14 protein-coding genes and 1 pseudogene are annotated in these 13688 nt (G+C 40.4%); 7 read left to right on the forward strand and 8 right to left on the reverse strand.

Features of this window, described 5'->3' with window-relative positions; all coding sequences use genetic code 11:
* The first annotated feature begins 98 nt into the window (after positions 1-98).
* The 4 genes from QUE46_RS00440 to QUE46_RS00455 all read left to right on the forward strand — a co-directional run bounded on the left by QUE46_RS00440 (position 99) and on the right by QUE46_RS00455 (position 5229).
* Positions 99-2384, forward strand: coding sequence for a penicillin acylase family protein (locus QUE46_RS00440; RefSeq protein WP_286245752.1), 2286 nt, complete (start codon positions 99-101; stop codon positions 2382-2384).
* Positions 2385-2442: 58 nt separating this feature from the next.
* Entirely contained in the window at positions 2443-3291 is an 849-nt protein-coding gene (locus tag QUE46_RS00445) for an MBL fold metallo-hydrolase (protein WP_286245753.1), read from the forward strand.
* A gap of 88 nt (positions 3292-3379) precedes the next feature.
* Positions 3380-4912: a bifunctional GNAT family N-acetyltransferase/carbon-nitrogen hydrolase family protein gene (locus QUE46_RS00450; protein WP_256851715.1), complete on the forward strand. Its 1533-nt coding sequence runs from the start codon at positions 3380-3382 to the stop codon at positions 4910-4912.
* Complete coding sequence (locus QUE46_RS00455; RefSeq protein WP_286245755.1) at positions 4912-5229, forward strand: multidrug efflux SMR transporter; 318 nt, start codon at positions 4912-4914, stop codon at positions 5227-5229. The genes QUE46_RS00450 and QUE46_RS00455 overlap by 1 nt, the downstream gene beginning before the upstream one ends.
* A 69-nt stretch (positions 5230-5298) precedes the next feature.
* On the opposite strand, the gene QUE46_RS00460 is transcribed toward QUE46_RS00455, so the two are convergent.
* Positions 5299-6177 (reverse strand): DMT family transporter, encoded by an 879-nt coding sequence (locus tag QUE46_RS00460; RefSeq protein WP_286245756.1) that lies wholly within the window; start codon positions 6175-6177, stop codon positions 5299-5301.
* Between the two features lie 253 nt (positions 6178-6430).
* Between QUE46_RS00460 and QUE46_RS00465 the strand changes: the two genes are divergently transcribed.
* The gene (locus QUE46_RS00465; RefSeq protein ID WP_256851712.1) at positions 6431-6814 is read left to right on the forward strand and encodes an MAPEG family protein; all 384 of its coding nucleotides are present in this window, start codon (positions 6431-6433) and stop codon (positions 6812-6814) included.
* Positions 6815-6887: 73 nt separating this feature from the next.
* Here the strand turns inward: QUE46_RS00465 and QUE46_RS00470 are convergent, their stop codons facing one another.
* The 3 genes from QUE46_RS00470 to QUE46_RS00480 all read right to left on the reverse strand — a co-directional run bounded on the left by QUE46_RS00470 (position 6888) and on the right by QUE46_RS00480 (position 9275).
* Positions 6888-8099 (reverse strand): M56 family metallopeptidase, encoded by a 1212-nt coding sequence (locus tag QUE46_RS00470; protein ID WP_286245758.1) that lies wholly within the window; start codon positions 8097-8099, stop codon positions 6888-6890.
* Positions 8100-8108: 9 nt separating this feature from the next.
* Entirely contained in the window at positions 8109-8483 is a 375-nt protein-coding gene (locus QUE46_RS00475) for a BlaI/MecI/CopY family transcriptional regulator (protein ID WP_286245759.1), read from the reverse strand.
* Positions 8484-8582: 99 nt separating this feature from the next.
* Positions 8583-9275, reverse strand: coding sequence for a pseudouridine synthase (locus QUE46_RS00480; RefSeq protein WP_286245760.1), 693 nt, complete (start codon positions 9273-9275; stop codon positions 8583-8585).
* A 91-nt stretch (positions 9276-9366) separates the two neighbouring features.
* Between QUE46_RS00480 and QUE46_RS00485 the strand changes: the two genes are divergently transcribed.
* The gene (locus tag QUE46_RS00485; RefSeq protein WP_286245761.1) at positions 9367-9672 is read left to right on the forward strand and encodes a DUF6482 family protein; all 306 of its coding nucleotides are present in this window, start codon (positions 9367-9369) and stop codon (positions 9670-9672) included.
* Positions 9673-9713: 41 nt separating this feature from the next.
* Complete coding sequence (locus QUE46_RS00490; RefSeq protein ID WP_286245762.1) at positions 9714-10121, forward strand: N-acetyltransferase; 408 nt, start codon at positions 9714-9716, stop codon at positions 10119-10121.
* Positions 10122-10136: 15 nt separating this feature from the next.
* Here QUE46_RS00490 and QUE46_RS00495 read toward each other — a convergent pair.
* The 4 genes and pseudogenes from QUE46_RS00495 to QUE46_RS00510 all read right to left on the reverse strand — a co-directional run bounded on the left by QUE46_RS00495 (position 10137) and on the right by QUE46_RS00510 (position 13685).
* A pseudogene (locus QUE46_RS00495) lies at positions 10137-10491 on the reverse strand (HopJ type III effector protein).
* A 35-nt stretch (positions 10492-10526) separates the two neighbouring features.
* On the reverse strand, positions 10527-11828 hold the full coding sequence (locus tag QUE46_RS00500; protein ID WP_286245763.1) for a hypothetical protein: 1302 nt from the start codon (positions 11826-11828) through the stop codon (positions 10527-10529).
* 24 nt (positions 11829-11852) lie between these two features.
* Positions 11853-12953 carry a retropepsin-like aspartic protease gene (locus tag QUE46_RS00505; RefSeq protein ID WP_286245764.1) on the reverse strand — a complete coding sequence of 367 codons (1101 nt, stop codon included), beginning with the start codon at positions 12951-12953 and terminating at the stop codon, positions 11853-11855.
* A gap of 24 nt (positions 12954-12977) precedes the next feature.
* Positions 12978-13685, reverse strand: coding sequence for an HAD-IA family hydrolase (locus tag QUE46_RS00510; RefSeq protein WP_286245765.1), 708 nt, complete (start codon positions 13683-13685; stop codon positions 12978-12980).
* Positions 13686-13688 lie beyond the last annotated feature (3 nt).

Here is a 13688-nt window from a genome sequence, read left to right on the forward strand (position 1 = left end):
GATTTTGATGTTTATTTCACCCTTTGCGAGTAAGAACATTATTATTTAATAAAACTATGGTTATTATATGTGCAACAAATAGTGTAAAGGACATATTAATGTTTAAAGTAATCAAATGGCTAGTATTGCTCATTGTGGTTTTAGGATTAGCAGGTACAGCGCTGGTGTACGGTGTATTAAGTTTAAGTGTGCCCACGCTTGATGGTAAAGGCCAAAGTACAGCAATTAATAAACCGGTTACTATTTCGCGTGATGAACTAGGACAGGCGGTTATAAAGGCCGAAAATCGCCATAACGCTGCATACGGGTTAGGTTATGCACACGGGCAAGACCGTTTTTTTCAAATGGACTTATTAAGACGTAACGCCGCAGGTGAGCTTAGTGAGTTATTTGGTAAAGCGGCCCTTGGGCTTGATAAAAAAATGCGCTTTCATCAATTGCGTAAACGCAGCCGCGCTATATTAAACACCTTACCCGAAAGCGATAAACAACTATTAAACAGCTACGCACAAGGTGTAAACGAAGGACTGGCACAAGTTGGCTTTGCAAGCTTTGAGTATTTACTGACAGGCGCAGCGCAAAAACCTTGGCAAAGTGAAGACAGCTTATTAGTTATATTTAGCATGTACCTTGATTTACAAAGTGCCACCTTTGAGCGCGATGAAGCCCTTATACACATTGAGCAAGCATACGGGCAAAAAACGGTTGATTTTTTAACACAACCTAGCCAATACCAAGCGGCGCTTGATGGCAGTAAGCTTGCCTCGTTTACAGGCACCATTCCTCAGCTACCAGCGCAAGCACAGCACACGGTTAAAAATATTCAGGTAAATCAAGAGCGCGGTAGCAATAACTGGGCAGTAACCGGCGCGCACACACAAACGGGTGTAGCCATGCTCTCTGATGATATGCATTTATCTATGGCGGTGCCGGTTATTTGGTACAGAGCGCAGCTTAATTACCAACAAAATGGCGAGCAAGTTCAGGTAACTGGCGTGTCACTCCCTGGCGCACCCGCTATTGTGGTGGGTAGCAATAATAAAATAGCGTGGGGCTTTACTAATGGCTATATAGATACCGCCGATTGGATAGCGCTAAATGATGACAGTAAAACATGGCAAGTAAATGAGCCAATAGCGCTACCAAATGATGAGGTAGAAAACTACGTATTAACTTTAAGCGAATACGGCCCAGTAAAATATATTAATAAAAAGCCTTATGCACTTAGTTGGGCGGCGCATCAGCCTTATGCCGTTGATATGGAATTAGTAAAACTTGAACAAGCAAATACGGTTGATGATGCATTAGCAATAGCGAGCAATGTGGGTATTCCGGTGCAAAATTTAATGGTGGTAGATAGCCAAGGCAGTGCTGCATGGCAACATATTGGCGCTATACCGGCACGTAAAACGCCGAGTGAGCTAAGTGTGAATACACATGAGTACTCACCCGACTGGCAGCAAAATGAGCATCAGCGCCCCTATGTTAAAAATCCGCAAAATGGACGATTATGGACAGGCAATTCGCGCGTTGTGTCGGCCACTGATAATACCCGTTTTGGTAACGGTGGTTATGCACTAGGCGCTCGTTCGAGCCAAATACGCGATAGGTTATTTGAAAAACAAACCTTTGCAGAGAGCGACTTTTACGCGTTACAGCTCGATAACCAAGCCCGCTTTTTAACACCTTGGCACACATTGCTACTTAATCAACTTAAAAAAGAAAAAACCAAAAACGCACAGTACATAAGTGCACTCGAAAACTGGCAGCAGTGTGCATGTGCAAGCTCGGTAGGTTATACCTTAGTTAAACACTACCGCAGCACATTAATTAATATCGTATTTGCAAGTATGGAGCACACACTCAATGAGCAAGACGCTACGCTTAAATACGTAAAACGCGATCTTGAGCCGGCAATATGGCAGCTTATTAATACACGGCCCGATTCGTGGGTAAACCCTGAGTATAAAAGTTGGGATGAGCAGTTATCAGGTGCATTTAACCAAACAGTGACAGCACTTAGGTCTGAGTACGGGGATAACGTGCAAAATTGGCAGTGGGGTAAAGTAAATGCACTTAATATTGAGCACCCGTTTGCTAAACAAATGCCCATATTGGCTAAGCTTTTAAATATGCCTGTAGCGCCAGGTTTTGGTGATAGCTACATGCCCGCCGTACAAGGCAAAAGCTTTGGTGCATCGCAGCGCTTTATTGCCCAACCTGGGCATTTAGAAAATGCCATTATGGCAGTGCCCGGTGGGCAGTCGGGGCATCCGCTATCCGCGTTTTACCGTGCGGGGTTTAGTGACTACATTGAAGGTAAACACACGCCTTTATTACCACAAACGCTTATACATCAAATAATAATAGAGCCCGCTCAATGAACTAAAATATAACTAAACACGTTCTATATTTATTAATTCATATAACAGGTAAAAAATAATGAAAAAAATACTACCCGCATTAATAACAGGCTTATTACTTAGCAGTGCAACACATGCAGATGAAAACCCGGTAACGGCAGAAAAACTAAGCGACAGTGTGTATGTACTGTTTGGCCAAGGCGGCAACATTGCTGCAAGTGTTGGGGACGATGGTATTTACATTATTGATGACCAATTTGCTAAGCTTTCAAACGACATTAAAAAAACCATTAGTGATTTAAAACCCGGTAGTGCAGAGTTTGTAATTAATACGCACCATCATGGGGATCACACTGGTGGCAACGAAAACTTTGCCAAAGCCGGTGCGCATGTTATTGCGCACGATAACGTTCATAAGCGATTAGAAGCAAAACACGGAGCAAATTCAGATTATTTGCCACGTATTAGTTTTGGCCACGATTTAAAGCTGCATTTTAATAACGAACACGCCCATGTAGTGCACTATGCCCGCGCACATACCGATGGTGACTCGGTGATATTTTTTAATAACGATAACATAGTGCACATGGGCGATATTTACTTTAATTTTGGCAGCTTGCCGTTTGTTGATGTAGATAGCGGCGGCAGTGTTGACGGAATACTTGCAGCCGTAAATGACGTTATTAAGCAAATAGACGAGCGCACTATAGTGATACCCGGGCATGGACCGGTAAGTGACCGTTCAGGGCTAGTAACGTATGCTAAACTTGTTAAAAAAGCTAAAGATTTAATGCTAAATGCAATGCAAAATAATGCAAGCTTAGAGCAAGTACTAAAAGCCGATCCGCTGGCCACGCTTAATCTTAAGTACGCAGGCTGGTTGCCAAAAGAGAAAGTGACTACACTTTTTTATCGCAGCTTAAAGTAGTACGCGTAACGTAAAAAACATGATACAAAGCTGAGTGTACTTTAAGCTACATTCGGCTTTTATTTTATTATGCCCAAAGGAGTTGTGTATGTCGGCAGAAAAAACCCACCTAGAAATTTGTAATCTAACAAAAGAGCAGTATCCGCAAATTAAAACCTTAATGGATCAGGCTTACCCAGATTTAGGTGGCGCGTGGCCAAGCCATACTATTTTTAGATTGATTGATCAGTTTCCTGAAGGGCAAATAGGCATTGTAGATGATGGCGTGCTGGTGGGCTTAGCACTAAGCGTGCAAGTAGACTACGCGCGTTTTTCAAACCCGCATACGTACGAAGATATAGCTGATGGCCACGACCGTGTATTTAGTGACTCCGATGGTGATGCGCTATACGGTTTAGATGTAGCCATTAGCGAAACCCACCGAGGCATGCGCTTAGGGCGTAGATTATACGATGCTCGTAAAGAATTGTGCCGCCAATATAACTTACGCGCTATTTTAGCCGGTGGGCGTATTCCACGTTATTACAATCACAGCAGTGAAATGACGCCAATGGAATACATTGAAAAGGTTGACCAAAAAGAGCTTTACGACCCAATTTTAAGTTTTCAGCTTTCTAACGATTTTCAGGTAAAGCGGTTACTTAAAAAATACCTGCCAGAGGATCAAGAGTCAGTAGGTTACGCCACGTTACTTGAGTGGAATAACATAATGTACGAACCAACCGATACGGTACTCGAATCGACTAAATCGATTGTGCGGGTAGGCGCGGTGCAATGGCAAATGCGTTGTGTTGAGTCGGTTGAAGAGCTACTTAAACAAGTGGAATACTTTGTTGATACAGTCTCTGATTATAAAAGTGACTTTATATTATTCCCAGAGTTTTTTAACGCGCCACTAATGGGACTTACTGAACAAAGTAATCAAACTGAGGCAATTCGCTATTTAGCAGAATATACAGAGACATTCCGTGATGCGATGTCGCGTATGGCGATAGAATATAACGCCAATATTATTACCGGCTCTATGCCCCTTGCCGAAGACGATAAGATTTATAACGTAAGTTACTTATGCCACCGTAGCGGTAAAATAGACGAGCAGCGCAAAATACACATCACCCCACATGAGCAAAATGATTGGGTTATTCAAGGCGGCGACAAAATTGCCGTGTTTGATACCGATGCCGGGCGTGTAGGTATTCAGATTTGTTACGATGTAGAGTTCCCTGAGCTTTCGCGCATATTAGCAAAACAAGGGCTTGATATACTTTTTGTACCGTTTTGGACCGACACTAAAAATAGTTATTTACGGGTTCGTCATTGTGCACAAGCGCGCGCAATCGAAAACGAATGTTACGTGGTTATTGCAGGCTCAGTGGGTAACTTACCTGAAGTAGAAAGCTTAGACGTACAGTACTCGCAATCGGCAGTATTGACACCGTCTGACTTTTCTTTTCCACACGATGCAACATTAAATGAAGCCACACCTAATACCGAAATGTTATTATTTAGCGACCTTGATATGGATAAACTAAAAATTCTTCATAGCGAAGGTACGGTGCGCAATTTAAAAGATCGCCGCGAAGATTTATACGACGTAATTTTGAAAAAGAGAGATGTTTAATGGCATGGGTTTATTTAATCATTGCAGGCCTGCTTGAAATAGGATGGCCGATAGGTTTAAAGGTATCGCAAAACCCTGATACTCGTTGGCAAGGTATTGCAATGGCAATTGCATTTATGGTGGCCAGTGGCTTTATGTTGTGGCTTGCACAAAAACAAATATCAATGGGGACTTCCTACGCGGTATGGACCGGAATAGGTGCTGCGGGGACGTTTTTAGTGGGTATATTATTTTACGGTGATGCAGCCACTTTTGGCCGTATTGCAGGTGTACTGATGATCATTTGCGGTGTGATAACGCTAAAAATAAGCTCTTAACACTTGCTTTAAAAGTTATAAGCAGCTTTACAGTAGCGCAGGTTTAAAAGCCTGCGTTTTTTTATGTTCTCAATTTGGTAGCATCACCAAAATAGCGGCAATGGCTATTAAAATTAAGCCCGCGGTATCTTGCTTTTTAAGTGGCTGTTTTAACCAAAGTACGGCTATTAGCATGGTAAAAAATACCTCTACCTGACCAAGCGTTTTAACATACGCCACGTGCTGTAAACTCATTGCGCTAAACCAGCCAATAGAGCCTACACAACTAAAAATACTAATTGCTGTTGTAATGCCTTTATATTGCCAAAGTTTACTAAGAGTTTGTGGCTCTTTTAGTAATAAATAGCCAAGTAATATAAGCGTTTGTAGGCTTATTACAAACAGTAAAACCCATGCAGCCGAGTGCGGAAATAACAACCCTGAATTTAAACTTGCTTCGCGTACCCACAGCGATGTAAGGGCAAAGCTGGTACCACAGGCAAGGCCAAGTAATGCTGTTTTAGCATCAAAGCGTTTTACGCTGGTTATACCGCTAAGTAAAAGCACCGCAATAGCGCCTAAAAATACCCCAAGCCAACCAAGTAGGCTAAGCGCAGAGCCAAAAAACAACACTCCTAAAATAGCCGCGACTAACGCCTCACTTTTAGCAAGGCCTGCACCTATGGCGTAATTGTTCATTTTAAACAGCTTTACCATTAAACCCGTGGCGAGTATTTGCATAACGCTTGCGCCAATAATAAATCCCCAAAAGGCATTATTAAATGTAGGCATGGCGGTATCTTTATATTGATAGAGGCCATATAAATACATTGCAGCAATGGGGCCCGCTAAAATAAAACGCGAAAGGGTAACCCCTGCCACACTTGCATGTGTACTTAATTTACTTTGTAGGGCATTTCGCCATGCTTGCATAAAGGCGGCTAAAAATGTGAAAAAGATCCAAGTCATGGTATTCGTCGATTAAAAATAAGGTCTTTACGTTAACAATCTTTAGTTATTAATGCGATGCATTAAGCGTGATGTTGAATATTCATCACCTGCGACATTATGCCGCACTGCTTTATAGGTAAACTTAGCTATAGTAAGTATGATGTTATTGTTTAGCCGCCAGCGTATGTTAAAAACGTTTGGGCGGCTTTTTTGTGTATGTGTGTTATATGTATTGGTTAAATAACTAGGTTTTAAAATAAGAGAATAAATTATGACAACATTAGTAGTATGCGCATTACTTGCTGTATTAATGCCTTATTTTGCAAAAATACCAGTGGCCATTGCTATGGCAAAGCTTGGCCAATACGATAATAAACACCCGCGTTCCCAACAAGCAAAATTAACGGGTTTTGGTGCGCGGGCGCTCGCTGCCCATCAAAATTGTTTTGAATCACTTGCAGTGTTTGCCGTTGCTATTGCGGTGGTATTGGGTACTAGCTCGGTAAACGCAGTAACCGAAACCTTGGCGGTTACTCATATAGTTTCGCGTACTTTGTATTGTATTTTTTATTGGTTGAACCTAGATATTATACGTTCGTTAGTATGGTTTATTGGCTTAGGCACTGCCATTGCCATGATTGTAGTGAGTATCTAATTTTATTGTTAAAACCACAAAGCAAGCGACCTAAAAGGGCGCTTGCTTTGTGCTCTTGCATCACTCAATAGTATTAATGCGATACTTTAATTCGCTCTATTAAATCAGTATTAGCAACCTCGCTGTTTATAGCAAAATCCAGCTGTACGAGTACATCATTAAAGCCTGACTCAGACATTTTATATTCCCACTTTGCCAAGGCCTCATTAGCTGATTTATCAAAAATTCCTGATGGCTTTGATTGAATTACGCTGATGTTTTTTGTTCTGCCATTGGCGGCAATATCGTATTTTAATACAACCGAGCCGCTAATGCCTTGCTTAGCTGCTTGGGCAGGGTAGACAGGTTCAATGCGTATTGTTGGTGAAATATGATCCTCTTTCGTTATTTCAGCTTGGGGCTGTTTTGCAATGGCTAAACCGCTAAGCATGCTTGCCGCTATTAGCAGTAAGCCACCTTTTGCAAAGCGAGAGTGATTGCCGCTGTACTTTATATTGGTAAGTCGTTGTAACATGGTTTTTTTATCTCCGTAGTGTGAATAAGCCATTAGGCCTGCGGGCGTTGCTGCCGCGCAGTTAATTAGGGCTTTACTGTATAAAATGTGTTGGTGTGTGGTTTTATTGGCAAGTACCCGTTCATCACAAGTCAGCTCTTGTAGTCGGCGCATGCTTGCGTAACAAAACCAAGCAAGTGGGTTAAACCAAAGTAAAATAGTGGGTAGCAGCATGAATGCGTTTGTTAAGTTGTCTTTGCGTTTAATGTGTACGTTTTCGTGCTCTAAAATAAGCGCCAAAGTGGCTGTATCAAACTGGGTATTATAGTTGCTCGGTAACACTAGTTTACTGTTTAAAATACCCACCACCATTGGCGTGGCTACATGTTGGCTGATATAAGTTTTAGCACTTGTAGTAAGTGTATGGTTAAAGTGTGTTAGCTCAGTTAGCTGCAGGCTGTTAACAAAACGAGTATGTGTAATAAAGCTGGCTATTAATAACCCCGCGGTAATAAGTACATACATAAGTGCCCAGCTAATACCCATTTCATGTGTAAAAGGCTGGTTAGGGGTAATTAAGTAATGGCTAATATTGCTATTTTGCAGTGGTTTAATCGCATTGGGTAAATTAGCGATAACTAATGCGGCAGGTAGTAACCACGCTAACTTGTATATAAAGCGCGCGCCAAGGATTTTTAAACCAAATCGCTCGAGTAAAACAAATCCACAAAACAAAATACTTAATAATAGTTGTTGTTCAATCAACCAATTAACCCCAGTTTGAATAACCATGTTAATTCCTTACTTTTGGTTTTTTTCCCAGTCATCAATGACTTTTTTAAGCTCATTTATATCTTGCTGAGAAAGCTGCTCCGATTTAGCAAAACCGCTTACCAGCGGCGCTATACGGCCACTAAAAAAACGCTCAATAAAGTTTTGGCTCTCTTTTAAGGTGTAGTCGGCGCGTTCCATACAAGGGGTATAAATATATTGGCGACCGTCCTTTTCAAACGACAGAGCACCTTTTTTAACTAATCGACCCAGTAAGGTTTTAATGGTTTTTTCGTGCCATTGTTTGTCACCGCTTAAGCGCTCAATTATTTGGCTGGCGGTTGCTGGGTAATTAATCCAAAGTGCGTCAAGTACTTCAAATTCTGCTTTTGATAACTCAATCATTTTATTGCCTACAAATGTAATCTTTAATTTAAGACTACACCTGTAATCTATTTTTGCAAGGGTATTTTTTAACTTTTTTGTGCGCTATTTAAACGAAGGTTAGGTTTTTGAAATATCAGTTTTATTGATTTGTATATATTGGTTTTCAGGGAGATTTAGTTTTGAGAGGGCGAGTTCGCTAAATTGCACTCTAAATAAATCAATTACTTTAAAGCCGCAGTAATGCGCCATTTTACGTATTTGCCTGTTAAGCCCTTGCTTTAAAATAATACTAAACTGGTTGTCAGCTATTTTTGTTACTTCACAGGGTAAGGTTACTTGCTTATCAACAGGGACGCCTGCGGCCATTTTTTCACAAAACGCGTTATTAATCGGTTTATCTACCGTGACTAAATAATGTTTAGGCTGGTGGAAGTCAGGGTGAATAAGTTGATTACAAAAATCACCGTCGTTGGTCAAAATAAGCAAGCCCCGCGAGTCTTTATCTAATCGGCCAATAGGATAAACACGAGTAAATGTAGGTAAATAGTGAATAAGACTCGTAGGGTCATTTTTATTTAATTTACAGTCAATACCCACAGGTTTGTGATATGCAAAATAAACTAAGTCGGCCGCGCCTTTAACTACTTGGCCTTTAACTATTACGTCGTCTTTCTCATCAACGTGATCAATATGATTAGCAGGGCGTTTATTTACCGTTACTACCCCTTCATCTATTAAGCGCGATGCTTGTTTTCGAGAGCACACACCAGCGTGAGCAATGTATTTAGCGAGTCGGATTTTTGTGCTCATAACCTGTGATGCCAGCGGCTAATAATAATTTGATCGCGATTATAGCAAAGGTGCGTATCTATAAAGTTACTTTTTATAAAAGGCGATTGTTATGGGTATGAGATTTTCTGAGCTAAAAAAACACGAACCATTACAAAAAGTGGTAGCGCACTCTCTTGAAATGGCGCTCTATCAGGTGTCTGTCATTATAAATAACGTAGAGTATTACGTTACTGAAGAAAATGGTGAGTTTGTAAAAGCGCTCAGCCCGCTGCATATTCAAAAGCGGTTTGAAAAAATAGCCTATGGCGAAATGGTACTGCGCCATACTAGTGCATACGATGAAATGTGCGGCCAACCCGAAAAAACTAGCAGTAATCTACTAGAAGTACCTTATGGTAAAAATAATCTTTTTTAATTAAGTTTGTTTGTTAGTATTCGCTTTTTAAGAAGTACAAAATGTACCAATTACAAGCCGATCACACTGATGCATTAAACTCAGCATTGCGTAATAAAATAGTTGAATTTAACGCGCAGCACTTTGATGCGCCTAAAGTGCCATTAGGCTATAAATTTGTAGATGAAAAAGGCAGCTTAATTGCGGGCGTGAGTGGTTATGTGTTTGGTAATTGGCTAATGATTAACTGGCTTTGGTGTAGCGATACCGCGCGGGGCAAGGGGTTAGCAGGCAAGCTTTTAAATGCACTTGAGCTTGCCGCTATTGAGCGCGGCGCTAATACCGCACAGCTTGATACGCTTGATTTTCAGGCCAAGCCATTTTATGAAAAACGCGGATACGTGGTTAAGTATCAGCTAAACAACTATCCGCGCTCTGGTACGCGTTACTTTATGGAAAAAACGCTTTAATTTAGCAGTTTAGTGCTATTTCGCTTTTAATGGCTCGCCTTCAAAAGTAACGCCTAAAAATGGAGTGGCCTCTGGTGCTAACATAAACGTGCGAATGTTCATGTGATCATCGCCCTTAGGGTTTTGTAGTACGTCTTCGTGGTAATACTTCAAAGCAATTTAATGTATTGTGTTTACTTAAATCGTTTAATTTGGCAAATGCAAAAATTTTGCAAGACCCGTTGTTTTCATTTGTAGAGCTAAGTAACCCGTGGTTATTAAATCCACACGGGGTAAAATCGTAATTAGCCTCTATCACCGCCATGGTGTCGTTAAACTGTATGCTTTTAGGGTTGACTGCAAGTTGCTGTAAAAAATCGTTTAATAACATGTTTGTCCTTTTCTAACAGAAGATTAAAGAGAAAGTTAATAGTCGTTGCTTGTCAGCTCTGCACTTAAAAGCTTCCCGTCATAAATATAAAAATAACCATCCCAGTGTTCAGAAGTAAACTCTGCTGAGTCAAAAAACTCGTCGTAATCGCCTAACTTAGCAAGGTTTGAAACGGGGTCGTTGTAATTTATGCCTGTTAGGCTCCACTGTTTACTTTGGTTAATATAGCCAGCTAATGCAGCGAGTTTAATATTTGCGGTTGAAAAGGGCTCTACAAGCTTTAATTTAGAAATGTAGCCGTTACCTTCATATATAAACTCATAACAAGGAGTAATAATTATATTGTCATGATCTTCATTAACCACTTTAAGCGTTTTACTATTTTTGTGTTTTTTTAAGTATTCATCGGCCAACATGGAGCCGCTATAGCATTGGGTAGTGTTCTCTATGTTCTTAATTATCTCGCCGTGAGATATACCGACAACTCTTTGCTCTGACTTGTCAATTGACACTTTATAAGATGCAGTTTCTATTTCATCAAAACTGTTTTTTAAATTATTTATAGCCTGCTGAGTTAAATTTGTATCAAGAGAAATAATCTGCTCTGTGCCGGTACTTATATGTAGCTTTTCATTTGCCAGTGAAAGCTCATTATTTATCACCATAGGTAGTAGCATTTCATGGAACTGATAACCTATAAATACATTGTTTTTAAAGTGAAAAGCATGATTTCTTCCATATACAAGTATTGCATTATTTTTATCGCTTAGCGATAAACTAGCAAGCCCAAGAGTCGCTAATACTTGCTCATAGCTAATGCCAAATTGAAGTCCAAAAAAGTTGGTTGGAGAGATAAGGGGGTTATTAAATTGAGTAAACTTAGGGGAGTTGTTTATGTCTAAAGTGACTTCAATTGCATTTCCCTCAATGGTAGTTGATAAACTGCGTTTGTGCTCTCCTGAAATAAATAGCTCGCTAGTCATAGCGACTTGCTGATTACAGTTTTTAGAAGGGGTGAGCTTAATAAGGTAGTGTAATTTTTTTTGGGCTCTACTTATTGTAGGATTTTCAGCAGAGTGGCTGCTTTGGGTAGTAAAGCGTTCCTCTACATATAGTTGATCATGCTGTTGTTGATACTGTGCGGTATAGTTATTAAGTGCTTTTTGTCTAAGGTTTTGTCTTTTTCTTTGATGGTTATCTAAATCTCTCAGTGTAGCGTTAAGGCTTATTTCTATTTCGGGTGAGATAGCCTCACAACTTTCGTCTTTTACAAAATAATTTGTTGCTTGAGCAGTACATTGCCAAAAACAAAGTAGTGTAAATAGTAGAGTACGCATAAACTTCCTTTTATTATTTTTTGTTTATTTAGCACTCAACTCTAACTCATCTGTTTTTTGATTAATATTAAATTTATATCTAGATAAAAAATTCATCCCTAATAAGCCTTGGCCGCGGATGTTTTCAATACTGAGCACTTCAAAACCGTAAATAATTTGCATCCCTACTTTAAAAGACTCAACTTGGTAGCGTTTTACACTAATTTGCCCATTCGCCGTGTTTACGGTTACATCGCCTAAATAAAGCGGTCTGGGTGAAAGCTGGTCGATTACGTCGCTTGAGAGCGAGGTAACACTTGCGCCAGTATCTAGCATTAGTTCTGCTTGGATTGATTCATTTATCTCGGCGTTAATTATGTAATGTGCGCCGTAGGGGGTAAGCGCAATAAAGTCATCTTGTGACTGAGCTTTATATATCATTGCTTGTAAATCAGCGACTTCGTTTTGTAGAGGGTGATTTGATGGCATCCGCTCAATAGTTGTTAAGGCGCTAATAAAGTCTTCGAGTTGATAATAAGCATGAGCGAGTGCGTATAAAAAATGACTATTGTCGTTTTGATAATCGAGCCAAATTTGAGTTTGTTCAATAATTGTTTGCCAGTTTTGTTGCTCACTTAAACTATGAAGCTCGTTTTTAGTCAAATTTTCTAACCGCGCATTTGCAGCGCTTTGCTGTTGCTCACTTAACATTGGGTATAGTTCAAATAAAGCAATAATTGCATTTTGTATTTGCCCACTATTTATTAAGTAATCTACCTGCAATGTAAGTAGCTCTGTATTGTAAGGGTCCTGATCTAATAGTGTGTTTAATAATGGCTCGCTAAGAAATAAGTTAGTATTTAGCCATGTTTTTAATTGCAAGAGCCACGAAGAGTAAAGAGTGCGAGCAAGGGTGGGCGAGTGTTGCTTTAGTTGTTGATACGTATTTAGCGCATCGTCAAATTTGTGTAGCTTAAATTGCTGTTGAGCTTGATTGAGTAGATTACTTTTTGGCGTTTTAACTAGGTCTGCAGGTTTGGTATTTTGTGCGCTTACCGCAGGCTGTTTTTCTGGCCACAATAAATAAGCGTTTAGGCTAAGTGAGCCTATTAATAGCAAGGTAATTAGCTTGGTATAATGGCTCATTGTAACCTCTTAGTTGTATTTCGGCTATTTGATAAAGTGCGCTAAGGCGTGAATATTCGCAATTTCAACATCGGCAAGACCTTTGTAGTTGTAATTCGCGCCTTGGTCGTTTAACCAAACCGATTGGCAGCCTGCATTATTAGCGCCTTGTACGTCGGTATCTAGGCTATCGCCAATGTGTAAAATTTCACTTTTAGCCACGTTTAAGTGCGCGGCGGCTTTATCAAACAGTGTACCGTGGGGCTTGGCTTTACCGTGCATACCGGCTTGTAATACTAGCGCAAATTTATCGCGTAAGTTAAAGCGCTCAATTTCAACATTGCCATTGGTTATTGCAATCAGCGTAAAGTGCTGGGCTAAGTTATCTAGCAGCTTTAGTACGTCGTCGGTTACCACTATTTTACTGCGGGCATCGGCAAAGGCGTTATAGGCTGCATCGGCATGATGCTGTACTTCTTGATCACTTAAATCTAGCTTTGAAAGGGCTAAGCGAAGCGTATGTTGGCGCCATTTAGTTACATTATCAGCAAGCTCTGGTAGCTGTAATACGGCCTCGTTGCGACATTGTTGCCAGTATTTCGGGCCTTTTTGTAAGTAGCTGGGTAGCGCGTTTAAATAATCTTGCTGGGCTTTAACTGCGGCTTTTATTATTGGGTGGTTGTTATATAGGGTGTCGTCTAAATCAAAGCTCATTATTGAGAAAGGGCGAGGAGCACGATTAAATCGGATCATAAT

It is taken from the genome of Pseudoalteromonas sp. MM1, from assembly GCF_030296835.1.
Classification (GTDB): Bacteria; Pseudomonadota; Gammaproteobacteria; order Enterobacterales; family Alteromonadaceae; genus Pseudoalteromonas.